Annotated in this window: 14 protein-coding genes and 1 pseudogene; 10 read left to right on the top strand and 5 right to left on the bottom strand. The window is 59.3% G+C overall.

Translation table 11 applies throughout. The annotated features are described in order from the left end of the window. The first annotated feature begins 172 nt into the window (after positions 1-172). From P6U25_RS08995 to P6U25_RS08975, 5 genes are all read left to right on the top strand, one after another. Complete coding sequence (locus tag P6U25_RS08995) at positions 173-586, top strand: tetratricopeptide repeat protein (protein WP_280980776.1); 414 nt, start codon at positions 173-175, stop codon at positions 584-586. A 581-nt stretch (positions 587-1,167) separates the two neighbouring features. After that, a complete protein-coding gene (locus tag P6U25_RS08990) occupies positions 1,168-1,374 on the top strand; it encodes a hypothetical protein (RefSeq protein WP_407151052.1) in 207 nt (68 codons plus the stop codon). A gap of 22 nt (positions 1,375-1,396) precedes the next feature. Beyond that, positions 1,397-1,582, top strand: a complete 186-nt coding sequence (locus P6U25_RS08985) for a hypothetical protein (protein WP_407151051.1) — start codon at positions 1,397-1,399, stop codon at positions 1,580-1,582. Positions 1,583-2,745: 1,163 nt separating this feature from the next. Further along, positions 2,746-3,495, top strand: coding sequence for a hypothetical protein (locus tag P6U25_RS08980; RefSeq protein WP_407151050.1), 750 nt, complete (start codon positions 2,746-2,748; stop codon positions 3,493-3,495). Between the two features lie 59 nt (positions 3,496-3,554). Next, positions 3,555-4,226, top strand: a complete 672-nt coding sequence (locus tag P6U25_RS08975) for a hypothetical protein (protein WP_407152469.1) — start codon at positions 3,555-3,557, stop codon at positions 4,224-4,226. A 290-nt stretch (positions 4,227-4,516) separates the two neighbouring features. Here the strand turns inward: P6U25_RS08975 and P6U25_RS08970 are convergent, their stop codons facing one another. The 3 genes from P6U25_RS08970 to P6U25_RS08960 all read right to left on the bottom strand — a co-directional run bounded on the left by P6U25_RS08970 (position 4,517) and on the right by P6U25_RS08960 (position 11,879). Then, on the bottom strand, positions 4,517-4,762 hold the full coding sequence (locus P6U25_RS08970) for a hypothetical protein (protein ID WP_407151049.1): 246 nt from the start codon (positions 4,760-4,762) through the stop codon (positions 4,517-4,519). A 31-nt stretch (positions 4,763-4,793) separates the two neighbouring features. Next, positions 4,794-6,557 (bottom strand): hypothetical protein, encoded by a 1,764-nt coding sequence (locus tag P6U25_RS08965; protein ID WP_407151048.1) that lies wholly within the window; start codon positions 6,555-6,557, stop codon positions 4,794-4,796. Between the two features lie 3,438 nt (positions 6,558-9,995). After that, positions 9,996-11,879 (bottom strand): NEL-type E3 ubiquitin ligase domain-containing protein, encoded by a 1,884-nt coding sequence (locus tag P6U25_RS08960; RefSeq protein WP_280984939.1) that lies wholly within the window; start codon positions 11,877-11,879, stop codon positions 9,996-9,998. 1,346 nt (positions 11,880-13,225) lie between these two features. Here P6U25_RS08960 and P6U25_RS08955 point away from each other — a divergent pair. From P6U25_RS08955 to P6U25_RS08935, 5 genes and pseudogenes are all read left to right on the top strand, one after another. Next, positions 13,226-13,729, top strand: coding sequence for a hypothetical protein (locus tag P6U25_RS08955; protein WP_280973424.1), 504 nt, complete (start codon positions 13,226-13,228; stop codon positions 13,727-13,729). Then, entirely contained in the window at positions 13,726-14,862 is a 1,137-nt protein-coding gene (gene modC / locus P6U25_RS08950; protein ID WP_280980779.1) for a molybdenum ABC transporter ATP-binding protein, read from the top strand. The genes P6U25_RS08955 and modC overlap by 4 nt, the downstream gene beginning before the upstream one ends. Positions 14,863-14,871: 9 nt before the next feature. Further along, a pseudogene (locus P6U25_RS08945) lies at positions 14,872-15,548 on the top strand (DUF2478 domain-containing protein). A gap of 340 nt (positions 15,549-15,888) precedes the next feature. Continuing rightward, the gene (locus tag P6U25_RS08940) at positions 15,889-16,443 is read left to right on the top strand and encodes a peroxiredoxin (protein ID WP_280973427.1); all 555 of its coding nucleotides are present in this window, start codon (positions 15,889-15,891) and stop codon (positions 16,441-16,443) included. Positions 16,444-16,449: 6 nt separating this feature from the next. After that, entirely contained in the window at positions 16,450-17,043 is a 594-nt protein-coding gene (locus tag P6U25_RS08935) for a carboxymuconolactone decarboxylase family protein (protein ID WP_407151047.1), read from the top strand. Between the two features lie 142 nt (positions 17,044-17,185). Here the strand turns inward: P6U25_RS08935 and P6U25_RS08930 are convergent, their stop codons facing one another. Both P6U25_RS08930 and P6U25_RS08925 read right to left on the bottom strand, forming a co-directional pair. Next, on the bottom strand, positions 17,186-17,482 hold the full coding sequence (locus P6U25_RS08930; protein ID WP_280980781.1) for a ferredoxin family protein: 297 nt from the start codon (positions 17,480-17,482) through the stop codon (positions 17,186-17,188). A gap of 36 nt (positions 17,483-17,518) precedes the next feature. Beyond that, entirely contained in the window at positions 17,519-18,826 is a 1,308-nt protein-coding gene (locus P6U25_RS08925; RefSeq protein WP_280980782.1) for an FAD-dependent oxidoreductase, read from the bottom strand. Positions 18,827-18,831 lie beyond the last annotated feature (5 nt).

Raw genomic sequence — 18,831 nt, 5'->3', positions numbered from 1 at the left:
GTCGCAAGGAGATCGCATGAGCCCGGATGAGATAAAGGATGGGCGGCACTTATGCTCGTTGCGCCCTCCGGTGTGTTCAGCCCTCTTCACCTCACTTGCCATCGTACTGCTCGGAGGCTGCACCAGCATCACTAATCCAGGCCTCTCGCCAGAGACGTCAGCGCGAGAGCCGTTGAACACCAAGGAGATTGACCCTGCTACGCGAGAACGCATCGCGACCGCCCTTGGTCGAGATGCCGATGAGGACGCCTTGCGAGATTCATTAAAGCAACAACCGGGTAATGTTGATGCGGCGATTCCGCTTGCGCGCGCCTTGCTGGCGCACAAGCGTCCCGATGAAGCGCTCGAGGTGCTCGACAACGTCTTGCGTGCCGTCCCCGGTGATCTACGCGCCCTGAACGCGAAGGGAGTTGCTCTCGACAGTGAGGGTCGTCATCGTGAGGCGCAGGCCCTCTATCGGCAAGCTCTCGCAGCCGAGCCCGCAAATCCGATGTTGCGCAACAATCTGAGGCTATCGCTCGCACTTGACGGAACGGCCGAAACCAGCCGCGCTAGCCAACCACCGCGGATGAGCGAGCCACAATGAGCTCCGGCGGTCGCAGTAGCACCCCTCAGGCGGTTCTCACATGCTAGCGTATCCTCGTCATCTTGTCGTCAGCTTGGGTGAATATCTATCTGCTCCAGGGCTTGAGCGGCACACACTCAACGTCAAGTCATTTGTCGAAAGGAATACGCACCGACATGTATGGCCGTATCAACGGCTCATCCAACATCCAATCCAGCCATTCTCCCAACTCCGATAATGCCGAGGACCAGAGCTTTACCGGCATGCTAGACGGCACACCATAGCAGCGCGTGGCTCTCACGCCAGTTCATCTTCGGCAGCTCCACGGCCGTATTCCCCGGCTTCCGATCCGCCTGCGGTAGAGCTCTCACAATCTTCATTTGCGGCGAAAGTGAAAGACTTCTATGGCGACGAGATAAAGGATATCGCCGCAAGACCGCAGAGGTACTCGCGTTCAGTGTCGTTGAGAGCCGAACACGCAGCGGACGTCGCTTACAACCACGGCGGAACGGATTCTGGTTCGAAGGACGCACGATATTTCAGCTACCAGTTAGTCAGTACGAGTGTTGGACTTCTTCGCACGGAGGGTATCCGCAGATGATATGAGCGATGTGTTCGAAGGAGAACAATGGCAGCAGCAGTTTCCAGGACGGATCGCCACATCCGTTGTAAGTTTTCAGGTCACTCACCCGCTTGTGGACAACGCAGGCGATATTCTGCTGGACACCAGCTTCGGCGTGACGGCGAGCGACCATTGCTGCTCTCTCAGCCTATCAACGAACAAGCGAAAGCCCGCACGGCAGCATTGAGTTTGTTGATGTGGGTCACTCGATGATGGCGCTTGACCCGACCCGCCACGGCGACAAGTGGACGAAGAACAGCGAAGGCAAATGGCAGCGAAAAGACAAACCGCCGTTATACTTATCGAAAATCGACGATGGCGAACACAATACTCATCACGCCAGCCCCGCGCGTGCGCCAGCTCACACGCCGGAATGGGACGAGGACTTCATGTAAGCGAGCGGACGGACTACAAAAACGAAAATGGGTCATGCGCCAGACGGAACCGGATATGACAACGGACCGTAACACCGCATTTGGGCGGCGCAGGGCCACTGATGCTGTGGGCATGAGTTCCGACAAACTCCCGCTTTGTGAATGTCTGAGAACGTCCGGTGGCTATACGTTCTCAAGCGCCAACCATGGCGCGCCTGGTCCAAGCTGAGAGACCATCTTGTGGCGGCCCGCCAGGGCGCGGCACGCCCGACCGTTCGCCGGTGCTAGCCGTTGCTGTTTCAAGCTCTCGAGCGCGCTAAGCCGCGCTCATGGGTCTCGGGCATCGGACTTGCTGCAAGCTGTGGTCCAGGCCGCGAAAGTGTTGCCACCGGCAGAGCCCCGCACTGCCCATTGTTGACACGCTTGTTGCCGGCCGTCGTCAATTTTACGCGGCTTGCGTTCCGGATGGCCTCACGAATTGTCACTCAAGGACGTCATCGTCAGGTTCGCGTGGTTAGCGACATCGCTTCCCGGCAGCCGCAACGAGATTTCAGTTCGCCAACCTTGGGTTCTCGGTCAAGCATCCGATTGCTGGGCACCACCCCGGGCCTGGTGACGAGAGCGGATGGAATTGCAATCCATCTCGCGAACCGCGCCAGCCTTCCGATTATGCTACCGCCTCTCAGTGACATGCGCACGCGGTCTGCCATCGCTAACCGCCATAGGCGTCTGCAACACGATAGACCGGATCTATCCGCTTCTTGATCGCAAGTTCGCCGCTGGCAGCTGGCCGCACACAGTTGCTCCCTCATCGCTCCGGTTATCTCCGTGACAGGTCCACAACCTGACGCAACGTCAGATTCAACCCGTTGCGCTGGCCAGCATTCCAAGCTGCGGCTCGGGATACGATCGACTTTCATCTCCATGGCCTGCCATTTGCGGGGCGCCGTACTGAACATTCGAACACAGCTCAACATCAACATTGGCATCGACATCTCCGTTCTGATCTTTTGTCGCTCGTTGTGTGCGCCGTCATGTCAGCTTGGCAATAAAGCTGTCCATCACTCACTCGGTTCTGCATCATACGTTCGAGCGTCCCTCGTTCTGCCATGTTCGCAGCCAAAGCACACGCTTGCCGCAGACGCATGTCGCGTCCGCGATGGTGAGTGTCCCAGGAGATTTCTATGGTGAAGCCAGTTGTGATCGTGGTCGGTGCAGATAAGGGTGGCGTCGGCAAGACGACAGTGTCCAGAACGCTTCTGGACTACTTCAGCGCCAATAGTGTGCAGACACGCGCATTCGATACGGAATCACCACGGGGAACATTGAAGCGCTTCTATCCGGATATCACCGAGATCGTCGACATGACGACGACTTCGGATCAGATGAAGATCTTTGATACTCTCAATTCGGGACTATCGGTCACGGTGATTGATGCTCGGGCCGGCCTGCTATCCTCAGCGCTCGGCTCGCTGCGCGACATCGGCTTTCTGGAGGCAGCACGGTCGGGCCAGATCACTTTCGCTGTATTCCACATCCTCGGGCCGTCGATCGCTTCGCTTGACGAAATCGCCGAGACTGCATCCTTCATGGCCGGCGCAAAATATTTTCTGGTAAAGAACTTCATCAATGATACGCAGTTCTTCCAGTGGGACCAATCCACCTACAATTCGTATTTCCAGCGTATCAAGTATGCAACAGAGCTGACCATCCCCAAGCTCAACGAGATGGCCTACGAGCAGGTCGAAGTGGCCGCAGTCCCGTTCGTGGACTTCATCGCGAACAAGGCGCGAAACGACGAGCCTGCGAATTACTCCTTCGTGCTACGCGGCTATGTCCGGCATTGGCTCGCAAATGTCTGGAGTGAATACGACCGCATCAGCTTGACAGAATTGGCTGGCGCCAAATCAGTGACCCGCGGCGGCGAGAAATAGACGCATAGTTGGCGAGTCAAGGGCAGCCCTGGTACGACACTCGACTGATATTGCTGGCGATGTTAGCAACACCCGTCTACATCATCTGCTCTCCGAGCCCTCAGGTCGGCAAAACCCTTGTCGCTCGCCTCGTGAGCGAGTTCTTGTTGCTGAAGAACGGCACGGCGCTCTCCTTCGACGTCAATTTGAAGGAGCCATCATTGCTGGATTACCTGCCAAGGATCACCGAGACAGCGGACGTGATCGACACTTACGGCAAGATGCAGCTAGTGGACCCGCTGATCATCCATGATCGGGTGGCCAAGGTGATTGATCTCGGTTTCCATGCCTTTGACGAGTTCTTCAAGATGTGCGATGAGATCGGGTTCATGAAGGAGACGGCGCGCCAGTATGTCGCGCCGATCATCCTGTTCGTCGCAGGCGCCGATCGGATCTCCTGGCGGAGTTATGAAATGCTGCGGCGACAGATTCCGCCAGGGAATCTTGTCACCGTTCATAATGAATTCGTGCTGCGCGGCGGATTGCCCGAGAACATGAATGACGGACCTGTGCTCTACATCCCTGCGCTACCGATATTTCTAAAGGCCTACATAGATCGACTGAATTTCTCTTTTACCGGATATCTGCGCCACGAGAGGGATTGGTCAACCGAGTTGCATCAATGGATCCGACGGAACTACACGATGTTTCGGGACTTGGAACTGAGCCTGATCATGCAACGGCGGTACTGAGTACGAGGCTTGTATGGAAGGCCGACGTGCCCGCTGTCCATGCTGAGGTTCGACCGGATCGCTGTATTCAATGCGCCGCTTCACCGGCGCTGTCGAAGCCTATGTTCGCGACATGCCTGGCACAGTCGGCTTGTCGAGCTCGGCGCGCATCGCGCGTTAGGATAACGGCATCAATTCTCGTCAAGGCCGGTCCGGCCGTCTGATCTTCTGATAGTCGCCAAGTGATCGGGCCGAGCAGACCCAGCTAGCGTATAGCTCCAGTTCAGTGGATACCGACCACTGCAGTTGTTTCACTGTAGTCGACGCGCATCGCGAGCGATGAACTCCAACACCGACCGCGCCCCGTGGATCTCTCGAGAGACACGCTTTAGGATCCGGATCGTCGATTCATCCGTTGCGATCAGTCCCGCTCTTTCGCAAGCAAGCCCAAAATGATGCATCACCTGTTTATCGGTGGGCGCAATGCGGTTCTGCAATGAGATTGCCGTCAATGACGAGAGCATATGCTCGACCACGTCGTTCTCAGCCTGGATCAAGGGTTGCTTTCTTCTAAGCATTGGCTCGGCCTTAGGGAATCTGCGTACCATGGATGGATCCGCGAGAGCTATGCTGCGTGCGGCTTCCGGGTTTCGGCGTCTTCGCACCATGCGGGTCGACGATTGCTTGCGAAAGACCCCTTATGTCTGTCGCCGAATGGAGCGCGTGATCTAATCGCTTCTCTCCAATGCAATTCGCTACGGTTTGACGCTGTATGACTTGGAGCTCCGTGGTGATATCCACTATGGCAGAGTGGCGCGCGACCTCTTCGGGCCATTGGCTAAAAGCGTTGATCAACCTCTCGGCTTCGAGCCGCGTAAAATCAAAGAGCCCGATACCACGGCGATTGATCTCATCGGCAGCCGCGATTGCGGCTTGGCGAGACGCCACCTGCCCCGGCCATCTGCTGAGACCCATCACGAGCCCCCTCAGGTCTTGAGCAGTAAAACCCGGCAGTCCTGTCTCAGGGTTGGCGCGCCGGAGGACCTCGCCCGCAAGCACGACGACCGCTTGGCCGCACGGCGGAGCCTCTGGCCAGTTGCTGAAGCCGTTCACCAAGAGCGCCAATCCCTGACGGGTAAAATCACCTAGCCGCGGGGACCGGCGCAGGATCTCTCGAGCGAGTGCGGCGGCGGCCTGACGAGAGATCACCTCGTTCGCCCATTTGCTGAAGCCGTTCACCAGGTTTGCCAATCCTTGATGAGTATGATCCGGAAGTTGGCTGTCGCGGTAAAGGACCTCACCTGCGATCGCGATGGTGGCCCTGCGACAGACTTCATCCTCAGGCCATTTGCTGAAGCCATTCACCAGGTTCGCAAGGCCTTGCTGAGTGTAGCCACGCAGTTGGGCGGCACTACGAAGCAGTTCCTGCGCGATCGCGACTGTCGCTTGACGAGCGCCTACCTCATCTGGCCACTTGCTGAAGCCATTCACCAGGTTCGCCAAATCCTGCTGGCTGAAACTATCAAACCATTTGGCACGCCGAACGACCTCATGCGCGATTGCAACCGCGGCTTGACCACACGCCGGTTCTTCCGGCCACTTGCTGAAACCGTTCACCAGGATGGACAATCCTTGGGGGGCAAACTCTGGCAACTGCGCGGCACGGCGCTGGACCTCACGGGCGAGCACGACCGCGGCTTGGCATAACGCTGGCTCTCCTGGCCATTTGCAAAAGCCGTTCACCAGGTTTGCCATTCCCTGCTGCGTAAAATCAGCGAGCCGGCCGCGGCCGCCCGCGCGGGAAGTGATCTCACCGGCGATCGCAAGGGTGGCCTCGCGAAAGGCCGCCTCTTCCGGCCATTTGCAAAATCCATTTACCAGTGCTGCCAGGCTCAAATTGTTCAATTCCCGAAGTGACCTGCTCTCATCGCGACAGAACTTGGCAATTCTGATTGCTCCGTTGCGGCATTCCGCTCTTCTGGGATGGCGCCCGAATGACGATGCAAAAATCGACAGCGCCCTGATCCCGACTTTCCTGATCAGGGTGTCATCAAACCGCGATAACTGGGCAGCTATCCTTTCGCATGCCTCCATGCCTGGCTGACCACCGGCCCTTCGGCTAACGGCATTGCATGTCGTGGCGTAGCCCCACGATTTTCTCGCACGGATGGTTTCCTCGAAGCATGTCAAGAATCTACGCTGGAACTCCGCAGCAGCCTTCTGCAAGAACACTGCCTGTTCGGTCATCCGCAACTGCTTGTCGTGGCTGACCACCGCAGTCGAGAATTCCGCGATGTTGCGAGCCCGTTCAATCTCACTCAGCGCGGCATCGAGCTTCGTTTGCGCGAACATCAGACCTCCCGTACTTCCCCCACGAGCGCCCTCGTGGCCATGCGAGCGATGCGCCCATCCGGCGCCCAAGAGTGGAGATGAACTGCCTCGTGCCAAGCCTCCCGTCACTGATCGATCGGGCCGACCTGATCGCGAGCGCGGCTGCAGCCTTCACGAAAGCGTTTCAGTGGTCACGCCATTCGATCGTTCTGTGCCACATGGCGCGAGGCTCCTCGTTAGGACCAATCAACTGCTGGCGTGTCAGCTTTTCCTGACGCTCGGTGGACCTGGGGTTAACCAACAGCCCCTCCCACCGAGAGAACTGAGGATGAGCAAGCTGCTCGAGTTTGAGTGCCAATGCATCATGATCCCTGCGCGGCATAGCCTCGTTCATCGCCTTTCGAACCTACAACCTGACGCGACGTAAGGTTCAAGCGGTAAACTGGCCTATGCAGAGAGCGACGTACACCTGACCGAAACGCTCAGCCGGGTATCACAGCGCGGGTTTGTGGCATGGCCCGCCATGGAGGAAGGCCGCCTGCTCGCGCCACCTGAGGTATCGAGCACGGTCGGTTCGTTCTGTTGATTGGTTCGAGCGCGATTGGCGTGTTCCAATTGGACGCAGATGCGGAGATAGCCTATTCCGTGACGTTGATGAGCGCACGCACCCCGCTCGTTGACCGAAGAGGCGATTGCCGCGCCCGGAACTCGGCGTGCGACCGGGCGCGGTCTGGATCGCCGCGAGCGGACGCGCCGGTCGCGCTAGCGCCATCGGCGGTCGCATCGTCACAACGGCTTGCGAACTGCTGCTCTCGTCTAGGCGCAGATCCGAGCACCCGCCGATGAACAAGGTCGGCCACGCTCATGTCAATACTGGCAGCGTCGAGACGAGATCAGGACCCGGCCGGTTCGACCCCGGACCGACCGCCGGCTTCGACCAAGAAGCCATTCCAGCCCTCCCATCAGCTGAGGCGAGAAAGCCCGACCATGGCTCGTGATCAACCGCTGATATCTTCGCAGTCGATCCCGGCACGAGCACATCGTCCTTGTGGACTCGGCCCCAGAGAGACGAGCGTATCCCGCGTCACGTTTGATTCGCCCGTCTAGAAAGAACTTCTCTCATGCGCGCCCACCAAGCTTGGTAGGAGCGCGCATGAATTCCGCACCGTAGATGACCATAACGCAGGGAAACCTCTCGACCTGCGGCAAATTCCAACACATGCGCAGTGACAAGATGATAATCGATTGATGAGGGCCTTCGTGCACACCATGCCTTCGCTCTCCTGACCACCTAAGCAATCTGTGACAGGCTCTCCTCAGCGACTTAATCGAATTGAACATCGCTTCGTGGGAGGGCTGCCTAAGATTGGGAGATTGGACGGGTTTCTTGGCGACTTGAAAGTCGGGTCAGCTTGCGTGATGACGTCAATTGACGACAGATTGAGCGAGATAAGATCGGTAAGAAACAGCATTTGGCGTTGTCGTCGGTTGCTCGAAGCCGAGTTGCCGGACGCGGAACGACACGCCCTTGAAAAGCGCCTGCTTGAGCAACATTCTACTTTTGAGCGACTCTTGGCGACAACATTTCCTCTGACGCTGCGGTTCTGACGTCAATCGAGGTACGCGTCGTTAGAACATCAATAAGTGACGAGGATCGGGCACATTGTCGAAGAACACATCTTGGCCGAGACGCGAGCAAACTCGTCTCCTCCCGCTTCCTACCCGATTGATCAACCTCGATTCACTCAGCGTGATGAAGACTTTCGTGGAGCATCGGTTCGGAAACTCATTCCGTCACCGTTTCCGAATCGACCGCTTCGATGGTTTCTCACGACGGATCACACGCGACGCTGCCTTCTTGTGGACGCCGCCTCGTTTCGCGCTTTCCTTTCGTTCCGTCGCGACCGGAATGGCGCGACGGCATTCAGCACGCAAGGTTTTGAAGTTATCTCTGAGACAGAACATAACGACATCCGTATCCTGACGTCCAGTAAAGTGGCCACAAAAGCGCGTCAAATCCAACCTGCAAGACGACAATGCGTCCTCTGCTTCTACCGCTCGAGCACGTGCGTGTTCCGTGTACAAAGCCGTTATTATCGCCACGACCGCGATAGCCGTCGCAAAGCGAGGTCCTTTATAGATCCAACGAGTGCGCGACCCTTGGTTCACGGCATCTCTCTTGACCCGCACGTCCTCCAGGATTGTTTGAATGCGCAACATCACCCGTCTACCGGAGAACAGGTGGAAGCTGCCAAAGCGGCGAGGCAGGGAACGCGATGTTTGCGACCAGGCGGCGCTCCCAAGGCGCTTGCTGATCATCGTTCTCGAGACGGCCACAACCTCGCGGCTGAGACTGGCTTCGCTTGCTGTTGAACAGCGCCACGAATCGAGATCGGGACGTCTCGATTTGTGCGGCTTGATACATGGCCGGTCTCGAACGTCCTGCGTAACTATAGTTGATGATTCTACGGCCAACCGATGACCTGGGAGCCCCGAGGGCCGAAGGGAATGATCCACGCGGCGATGCTGGATGAGGAACCTCAGAGCTAGAGCGACGTCAAACCGCGCACCGCTCGCTCCTCTTGCACGCGCGCGTCCAAGACGTTGGTGACGAAGTAGCCGCACAAGGAAAACGAAGCCATTTACGGCCACGCAATCGACCCGTCATGCGATTTCAGTGACCTCGCAAGCCTGGCTACCTTCGTCCGCAAAGACGAGCACGCGGGCCAGCCAAGATGGGGCCTGATCCTGGTACGCCGTCGCTGCACAGCGGTAAAGCGAAGGCGCCCCGGTTTGACCCCGAATGGAATGCCCTGCTCAGGCCGCAAACGCAGGGACGTTACCCGCGCGGGGCGTAAGCGACGCAAGGCGCATGCAGCGGCCTCGGGCAGAGCGAGACTGAAGTCTTTGGACATTCGCAACGTTTGTTATCCATCGTGAGGCTTCGGGGCCGTCGCCTTGTACTTCAGATCGTACGACCTGACGCTACGTGCGATTCAAGCCCTTTAAACGTCGGGCGCGAAAATATGTCCTGCGTTGCACATGTCGAGGCCCGGGCGCGAGCATGCAGCATGGCGGTCGCCGATGCCGACGACCTGGCCGCCCGGCGCACAACCGACTGTCGAAGGTTGTGCGCAGCGGTTGTTGCCAATGCCGACAGAGCGACAGCACAATTCGAGCGACTTGCTTGCGGCAGGGCTGTCGCACTCGGGACTCAAGGCCAAATGAACGCCAGATCGCAAGCTCGCGCCAATCGCCGCGCGGCGAGCTAACCAGGCGGCTGGCTCCCGGAATCGGGAACGATTTGCGGCTGCTGGTTTGCGTGATCCGAGCAGCGCACACTACAAATGCAGGAGAAATGAAGAGGCCGTTGCCATCTGCGGCGTCGATCTCCGAAAAGGTCATGACTGTAATGACGATTGCGGATGGATCGACGGCCCTTGCCCTTGGAGGACCGCTTCAGAGCGCAAGCCCTCGGTCTGTGAGCACCTTGCGCAGGAGATCGCCCTTGATCTCGCAAGCGAGCTTGCTGCTGATCTCGGCTCCAAGCTCCCGCTCGGCATCCTGCAACCAGGACGTGGAAGAGGATGCCTGGGTGTCTGCGGTCATCTGAAGCGCGGCGAGGCTTTGGGCCAAGCGAGTCTTGAATTCATTTTCTACTGCATCGGCGAGCCGCTTCTCCATCGCTTCGTAGTCTTTGGGCGCGATACGGCGCGCGACCGTCGCCCAAGGTTGCCAGCGCGTTGCCAGATAATCGGCGAACCCTGTTTTCTCCTGGTTCCGCACGAATGTCTCAGCCGCAGCGACGTCGTTCTGATCGACGTGCGAGACGGCCAAGAAGCGCATGTCGGGGGCGATGTGCAACAATTCCAGCGGGTCACGCAGCTGATTCTGGTAAGCAAGGTAGACTTCGATCTCGTCGACGTCGGAGTCCGGATCGGCGCGGCGGAGCGACTTGACCCTGTCGCGCGCGATGCCGTCCAGCGTCTCCAGGCGGAACATGACACGACCGTGCTGGAGCAGTTCCTCGAGCCGCCCGTCATAGACCCCGTCCTCGACATCAACGTTCAGACGGGCGGTCTGCATGCCATTCCAAGTCAAAGTGATGCGATCTTCGCAACTCGTGCTCGCGTCGAGGGCGAGTTGGAAGTACTGCTCGCGCAATCGCGGCCTGATCGCAGCTTGCCTCAGGTCATCGCGCACCGCCTGCCGGAACGTCTCATTGCCGTAGTTCACGGTACCTCTCAGCCTGTCCAGACAGTGTGCGTATTGCTGGGCGCCCGGTTCTTGGGCGAAGCCCTGCCAGGCGGCCACCATCTTCGGCTCACCAACGAGCCAGTCCGCGACAACATCGGACAAGGAGCGCGCCTGAACTTGTGCGACCCCTTCATCCCCTGTAAAAAACACCTGCGGGCCAGCGTAGTCCCCAGACTGCAGGGCCGTCATCAGGTTGGCCTGCACCTCCTCGGGCAGCGGATTATCCTCCAGGTTGATGCTGGACTCTCGACCTAGCCGGGCCAGCAGGGGCTCGGGCACGCTGGTCAACTGGTTATTGCTGGCATCAAGCCATAGGAGCTCTGACGGGACAGTCTCGGGCAAGCTGGTTAGCCGATTGTGGCTGGCGCTGAGCCACTCGAGCGCAGCCGGAAGGGGATCGGGGAGATCGGCCAGCTGATTATAGTCGACGTTCAAGCGCTCGAGCCCGGCTGGAAGGGCGGGCAGGCTGGTCAGATGGTTGCCGCTGGCATCGAGCTCCTGAAGTGTTGGTGGAAGGTCGGGCAGATCGGTTAGCCGATTGCTGTTGACGTTCAGGCGGCGGAGCCCGGGCGGCAGCTCAGCGGGCAGGCTGGTTAGCCGATTGCTGATGGCGTAAAGCCGCCGCAGTGCGGCAGGAAGGTCGGGCAGACTGGATAGGCGATTGCCGCTGGCATAGAGCCGCCGGAGACCGGCCGGAAGAGGATGGGGTAAAGTGGTCAACTGGTTGTCGTCAAGATTCAGGCGGCGGAGGCCGGCCGGGAGAGCAGCCGGCAAGGTGGTCAGGGACAATGACGACAAATCCAGCGCTTCATCGATATCGCCCGCCTCTTCCCAAGCTCTCGTTCGCCTCGTCGCCTCCGGCCCGTTCGTGTTCTCGCCCTGCCCCTCTTCGGCAGCCCTGTTCTCCGCAACCTGATTGCGCGGCGATTCGCTCGGAGCCGAAGCTTCGCGAGGAGTCTGATCGGCGGCAGACGCCCTCGCCAGTGTCATGGCTTCGCCCCATCGCTCCCTCGGTTCGGAAGTTTCACCAGTTTCCGACGTTTCGGAAGTCGTGCGAGCGCCCCGCTGAGCCCGTCCTGCGTCCATAGATCCAACCTCTGCTGTCACCAAGCAAGGGAATGCGTCAGACCGGCACTTTTCAAAGCCTGAGTCGTCACGACGGACGAACATCACCTGAATGACAAAGCAGAGATCAAAGACCGCCGTTGCCAACCAAGAGTGCTGAACGCCCGCCCAAGGTCGTGAGCGGATCAAGCCGGAGCTGCCATTCCGGGTAGAGAGGTCTTCAACTGCCAGGTTTAGCTGTCGACCAGCTGACGCACGATGCACCATTGCGCCCGGCCCATTTCGCCGTCAGCATAGCACCCGGCAAGCGCAAATGAGGCGACGCCGTCGACGCAAGTGTTCGAGCGCAATGCACGGAGCCGTTCACGAACCTCGTCGTCGCCGTGTCCGTCGCCACAACCGTGGGGCTAACCGCAACTCGTCCGTTATCCGACGGCTCCGCCTGGCGAGATCCTGCGCTCCGATATCGACAGCGACCGAGGCTAGGCGGTAGGTGCCGCCGATCAGGCGGATGACCTCGTCTGCTCCGACATTTCGCAGATAATCGCAGCGGCTCGACGCGATGGACGGGCTGCCTATGATCAAGCCGGTCTCCGCATCGGTGCACATGACACTTACGCTGCCGTTGGGTCCGCTGCCTCCACGAGTGTGATGTCGCAGTCCCGATAGGGGGATTTGGGGGCGCTGATGCGCAGCGAAGCGATAGCCATGGCCAGTCCTATGTGCCAGCACGAGCGAGTGAGGCGCGAATTTGTGCGCTCTCAGACAAGGCCTGCCGGCGTGCTGCTCGATGAAATCAGGAAATCGTTCGGGAGTTTGCGCTTGGGCGCACGGTGCTCACTCTTGGCGCGATGGTCGCCAAAGTCGTGCGAGGAGGTCGATCGTGATGCTCATGAAGCATAGATGCCTGAAATCTCTGAAAGGTCCGTCCAAGAGATCACTAAACTTCTAGCTAAGGGGTCAATGCCATCACAGTAGCCGTCGGGCGACGCATTTCCCTCGGGTAGCTCGATCGATGAGATCGAGATCGTACACATTCCAACAATGTCGGCTTATGCCCACGGTAGACGTCTCGGTCATCACATCGTCAGACGAACTCATCCTTGACAGTTCAACGCAGAGCCGTCCGACCATCTCTCCCATCCGCGATATGCGGTTGGAGGACTGCAACGTCGAAGACCCGAGCATAACGCGCAGCCATTCGAGAGTACGGCGCTGAGCCACCTGTCCTCGGTTCGATTGGCGCGAAAACTGTTCGGCACAGTATTGCTCGAGCGGCACGAAGCTTGCTGGGATGGGGCGCAAGGTGCTGCAGCGGCAAGAGCGGTTGCAGTACCGGCTTCTGGAGTCGCGATGAGCCTGGTCAATTGATCCCAATCGATGCAACTCTGACGCAGCCTGTGCACGCAGATGCGCTGGCAATAAACCGTACTTTGGTGATAGGCCCGCAGTCCACACGGCCAGCCGACGTCATTGCGGCACGTTGCAAAAACGCAGGGCGCGAGGCCACCTTTGACTTTATCACGACCCGCGGGCAATGCGGCCAGGCCCCACAAGCGGTGCTGCGTCCGATCGGACTGGTCGAGCATCGTCCCACAAGTGCGAAAACCTTGTTCAGCTGTGTGATCGGCCGGCACGCGTTGCGGCGCTCGACTGCGGCCCTCGTAAACGGCACGGAACTATTCAAAGCGCCGCCTATCGTACAGCTGTCAACCTGCAATGCTGCGGCCGCGCCTTATGGCATCGCCGTGATGCAGACGTCACGCTGGAGCGAAACGAACTGGCTCGTTGGCGGCACGCTGATCTTGCTGCTTGCGGTGATCCTGCTTGTTGCCTTAATCGAAATTTGCAGCATGAGCGCCGACAAGTGAGAGCAGCAAAACCAGGCTGTATCGAAGTTGCGTTCAGCGGCTCTCGCGGGCGCATCCCGCTTGATGCGCAGTTTAGCGTACCGGCCAAGGGTATAACCGCGATCGTCGGCCCGCCAGGTTGCGGCAAGAAGACCGTCGCGCGCTGCATCGCCGGCTTTACGCGCCTGCCGGCCGGCTTCTGTGCGCTCGATGGTGAGGTGTGGCAGGACGAGGCCAGGTTCCGCCCGCCGCATCTGCGCCCCGTCGCCTATGTTGCCCAGCGCCCGATCCTGTTTTCGCAGCTGTCCGTCAGACGCAACTTGCTTTACGCCGCCGCCAAGTCCACACCAACCAAGGTTGACTGCAATGAAGTGGTCGAACTGCTTGGCCTGGCGTCGCTGCTTGACCGCTCGGCCTCAACTCTGTCGGCCGACGAACGGCAACGTGTCGCGATAGGCTCCGCCTTGTTGTCAAAACCCCAGCTCCTCGTGGTGGAGGATTTGCTCGCTGCGCAAAATCGAGAGATTCGTCCATTCCTTGAGCGGTTGCACGAAAATCCTACACTGCCAATGATCTATCTCAGCCATCATGCGGCCGATATAGAACATTTTGCCGATCATCTGGTCATGATGGAACATGGAACCGTGACCGCTGCTGGCCCGTTACAGGCCTTGCAAAGCGATCCTGCCCTGCCACTTGCCTCGCGCCGCGATGCCGCAGTCAGTCTTGACGCTGTCGTCAGCGGCTACGACGGACGATATGGATTAATCATCCTGCGCCTCAAAGGCGCGCGCCTGTTGGTGCCCGGGACGCCGCTTGCGCCAGGCACCCGGCGACGGCTGCGCATTGCGGCCCGTGACGTCAGCGTCGCGCGCGAGGCGCCGCGCGCGAGCTCGATCCTCAATATCATTCCGGCACGCATCAAAGCCTCGATGCCGTTCGACGCGGCTGAGGCCACGTTGGTGCTCGCGCTCGAAATTGGAGGCTCAGCCGCCCAGATTCTGGCGCGCATTCCGCGTCGATCCTTCGATGCCCTGGGGCTCTCCGACGGGATGGACGTTTTCGCCGAAGTCGCGCGCTTCTTGCCGGTCGCTGCCTTCGATCCGTCACCGCGCGCCGTGGCGGCTGCGACGCGGGCGAATGAGCAACAATAGGATCAAACCATGACCACCGCATTTGGCGAGATCGATCCAAATTTCTTGGCCGCCATTCTCTACCGGCCCGAAGACCACGTCGATGCCCTGCTCGCCGACTTTGCTCAGGATCTCGCTCATCAAGGCGCACGAGTCGGCGGGATTGTCCAACGATACGTCGAGAACGCAAACGGCACGACGATCATGCTCGCGGTCGACATTGCGACAGGACGCGAGATTTCGATCTGTCAATCCCTGGGACAGGAGCGACCTCCTGCAAGCTCGATACGAGTGGACTTGCCGAAGCCGCAAGCGTCGTATCCCGGGCGATCAACGAGAACGCCGATCTTATCGTGATCAACAAATTCTCCAGCCAGGAGGCATTGGGCCAGGGCCTACGCGCCGAATTTTCTGATGCGATCGTGCATGGCTTGCCACTTCTTACGGCCGTCCCCGCAAAATGTCTTGCTGACTGGCGGGCTTTCACCGGGGACGCCTTCACGACGCTTGCGTGCGAGCGCCAATGCATGGCGCGATGGTGGAACCGTGTCGACAAGCACCTGGCGGCCATCCGCGTACACAATTCCAGCCACAGCCATCTGGGAACGATCATACCCGACAGGCTGATCACGGTCCCGACGCGATCGACGACGGCGGATCCCCGACGATCCGGCCGATTCACTCGTCATCTGCGGAAGCAGCCTTAAACTCTTTCATTCATGACGTGACGAGTTGTATTTACGGGCGTGCTGTTCAGCGCGGGCCCGGCAAACCCGGCTGTGTTGGGTTCCGCCCTGTGAAGCCCTACGACCGCGTCAGCACTCGACTTAGACGGACGCATCGCTTCGACTCCTGGCTCAAAGGCGTCCGCGACCGCAACTCGTCTTGATCCGGGTGAAGGCAGTTCTAAGCCAAACTGGGGTTCCAACGCCCATGATGCGCCTTCCTTGCTGCACCGTCGACAATTGCATCTTGCGAACAAATGGCATGTCGCTTGCTTCGCCCATGCTTCAGGATCCCTGCGGAGCAATTTTAGTGAGGACAAGCATGCTCGGAATTGGTTGTAAGTTGCCACCGTTCGAAATCACTGGCGTGAAGCCCGGGTTTCACGCGCACGAAGAAGAAGGACAGAGCGCGTTCGAGACGCTGACTGAAAAGAGCTTCCCGGGGAAATGGAAGATCATCTTCTTCTATCCCAAGGACTTTACCTTCGTCTGCCCGACCGAGATCGCCGAGTTTGCTCGGCTGTCCAAAGACTTTGCCGATCGTGAGGCGGTCGTGCTCGGTGGCTCGACGGACAACGAGTTCTGCAAGCTGGCCTGGCGGCGCGCGCACGAGGACCTGCGCAATTTGCCTATCTGGCAGTTTGCCGACACCAAGGGAGCGCTTGTCGACGGCCTCGGCGTGCGTTCGCCAGACGGTGTCGCCTATCGCTACACCTTTATCGCTGACCCCGACAACACCATCCAGCACCTCTATGCCACGAACCTCAATGTCGGCCGTAGCCCTAAGGACACGTTACGCGTTTTGGACGCGCTGCAAACCGACGAGCTCTGTCCCTGCAACCGCGAGATCGGTGGCGAAACCTTGAAAGTTGCTTGAGGCGGCATGTCATCGATCGAGCAACTGAAAGAGAAAATCCCTGACTTCGCCAAGGATGTCCGGCTCAACCTGGCGTCCTTGGTGGCCGATGAGACGCTGTCACCGCAGCGCCAGTATGGACTGCTGCTGGCGAGCGCGATCGCCACTCGTCATCCGGCCGTGATCGCCGCGATGGAGTCGGCCGCGGCCGCCGTGATGCGGCCAGAGGCGATCACCGCGGCAAAATCCGCAGCCTGCGTGATGGCGATGAACAACGTCTACTACCGCTTCGTGCACCTGGCTTCCAACCCGGAATACAAGACGATGGCGGCGAGGCTGCGTATGAACGTGATCGGCAATCCCGGGGTAGACAAATCCGATTTCGAGCTGTGGTCGCTGGCAGTTTCGGCGATCAACGGCCGCGGCACCTGTCTCGACGCCCACGAGAAGGCGCTGCGGGCAGCAGGCGTCAGTTCCGAAGCAATTCAGACGGCGGTGCGCTTTGCCGCCGTCGTGCAGTCAGTTGCGGTTGCGATCGAAGCGGCCGGGCCCGAGCTGCCTGCCGCGACGGGTGATCGGCCCTCTCCAGCTATTCGCGGCGCCGGAGTGAAAGGCAGATAGCCAAGGCTCGGCTTGCAAGAGCGCTCCACCATTCGAGCCCTGCTCGAACTCTCGCCTTCCGCGCACGAGCCTGGCCAGGCAGAATGGGTGCGTCGGTGACTACCGTTCGAGACGGAGATCACTCCCCCGTTTCGTGCACCTTTCAGCCGAATTTGAATAGCACCCCATATCCGCCGCGCGGATAGTTCCATTCGATGTCGCCAGTCGGTTCGGCGATCACGCGGCAGGTACCGCATTCAATGCAGCCGTCGACCGCGACTTCGACCTGGCCCTTGTCGTTGAGTTCGTAGCAGCGCGCGGGGCAGGCTCTCAAAAGTGCAAGCAGCTGCGGCGACGGCGTCGTGTGCCGGCGGACCTTGACGTGCGGGCGACCGACATCGACGAGATAGCGATTGTAGTATAACTTGTCCTCGACGCGTACCGACTGCTCGGCATTCATGTTCCAGTCTCCTTTGTCCAGCTTCGACATTGCTCGTCAGCGCCACGCGCGAGCAAAACGGACGGCATCTCCGAACAGGCCTGTCCAGGACCGCGCCTTGACGAAGGATTTGATTGTCACTTTCTCCTTATCGACCTTCGGCGTACCATCGACGCGCACGAAGTTCTGCATTGCGCGGGAGACGAGCTGCGGATAGGTGAGAAAGAAGCTTTGGCAATTGGTATGCATCAGCCGCGGTAAATCCTTGTACTTCTTGAGATCCTTGATCACGAAGGACTCGTCCAGCATTTTCTTGTAGAGCGACAGATTTTTTGCGGTCATGCCATCGCGGCGCGATTTCACCTGAGAAATCGCTTCGGCCGCGATGCGGCCTGAGGTCATCGCGAGGTTGGAGCCTTCGCGATGAACCGCGTTGTTGAATTGCGCGGCGTCGCCCACCACCACCCAGCCCTCTCCGTAGAGCTGCGGGATTGCCCTATATCCGCCCTCGGGAATGAGATGCGCGGAATATTCCTTGACCTCGGAGCCTGCGATCAACGATGCCACGGACGGATGCTTCTTGAAGTGATCCAACAGCCCGTAGGGTGTCTCGCCGGTCCGCTGGAAGTCGGCGACAAGACAGCCAATGCCGAGCGAAATGGACTCCTTGTTGGCATAGATAAAGCCCATCCCGGTCATGCCGCGGGAAATGGTTCCCGCCGCCTCGATCACGACGCCTTCGTCGTCCTTGAGATTGAAACGAGCCTCGATCGTCTCGCGTGGCAAAAAGTGCATTTCCTTCACCGCGAGTGCCACTTTGTCGGGTGTCGGCCGCGCACGCAAGCCCGCGCGCGTCCCGAGCAGGCCATTGACGCCTTCCGCCAGCACAACGACGTCGGCTTGGATTTCACCGTCACGGCGATCCGTCCGAACACCTCTGACTTTCCCGTAATTGTCTCGTACAAGCTCGGTGGCCGTGGTCTCATACAGAACGGTCGCGCCAGCCTCCCGCACTTTCGACGAGAACCATTTGTCGAACTGCGCGCGGATGATGGTGTAGCGGTTTGGCCGCTCCTCGTTGAAGTCTTCGGAGCGGTAATGCATGCCGACGTGGGACCGATCGTCCATCATCCAAAACCGCTGCTCGACCAAATGACGTTCGAGCGGCGCGTCCTCGCGAAAGTCGGGTATCAGCTTTTCCATCATATCGGCATAGAGGATCGCGCCCTGGACGTTCTTCGATCCGGCATATTCGCCGCGCTCGAGCTGCAGGACCTTCATCCCGCGTTCGGCCATGGTCAGCGCCGCAGCGTTTCCAGCCATGCCGGCCCCGACAACGATCGCATCGAATCTCTCCTGGATCATGACAA

The sequence above is a fragment of the Bradyrhizobium sp. ORS 86 genome (assembly GCF_045571475.1).
Classification (GTDB): Bacteria; Pseudomonadota; Alphaproteobacteria; order Rhizobiales; family Xanthobacteraceae; genus Bradyrhizobium.
The sequence above is the reverse complement of the archived record's forward strand: the minus strand, read 5'-3'. Positions and strand labels throughout refer to the sequence as shown.

Bases quoted from the DNA above. Each gene is read 5' to 3' on its own strand.
- P6U25_RS08990 (WP_407151052.1), top strand. From the start codon at position 1,168: ATGAGCGATGTGTTCGAAGGAGAACAATGGCAGCAGCAGTTTCCAGGA.
- P6U25_RS08930 (WP_280980781.1), bottom strand. From the start codon at position 17,482: ATGAATGCCGAGCAGTCGGTACGCGTCGAGGACAAGTTATACTACAAT.
- P6U25_RS08985 (WP_407151051.1), top strand. From the start codon at position 1,397: ATGATGGCGCTTGACCCGACCCGCCACGGCGACAAGTGGACGAAGAAC.
- P6U25_RS08965 (WP_407151048.1), bottom strand. From the start codon at position 6,557: ATGTTCGCGCAAACGAAGCTCGATGCCGCGCTGAGTGAGATTGAACGG.
- P6U25_RS08975 (WP_407152469.1), top strand. From the start codon at position 3,555: ATGTTAGCAACACCCGTCTACATCATCTGCTCTCCGAGCCCTCAGGTC.
- P6U25_RS08980 (WP_407151050.1), top strand. From the start codon at position 2,746: ATGGTGAAGCCAGTTGTGATCGTGGTCGGTGCAGATAAGGGTGGCGTC.
- P6U25_RS08960 (WP_280984939.1), bottom strand. From the start codon at position 11,879: ATGGACGCAGGACGGGCTCAGCGGGGCGCTCGCACGACTTCCGAAACG.
- P6U25_RS08925 (WP_280980782.1), bottom strand. From the start codon at position 18,826: ATGATCCAGGAGAGATTCGATGCGATCGTTGTCGGGGCCGGCATGGCT.
- P6U25_RS08935 (WP_407151047.1), top strand. From the start codon at position 16,450: ATGTCATCGATCGAGCAACTGAAAGAGAAAATCCCTGACTTCGCCAAG.
- P6U25_RS08940 (WP_280973427.1), top strand. From the start codon at position 15,889: ATGCTCGGAATTGGTTGTAAGTTGCCACCGTTCGAAATCACTGGCGTG.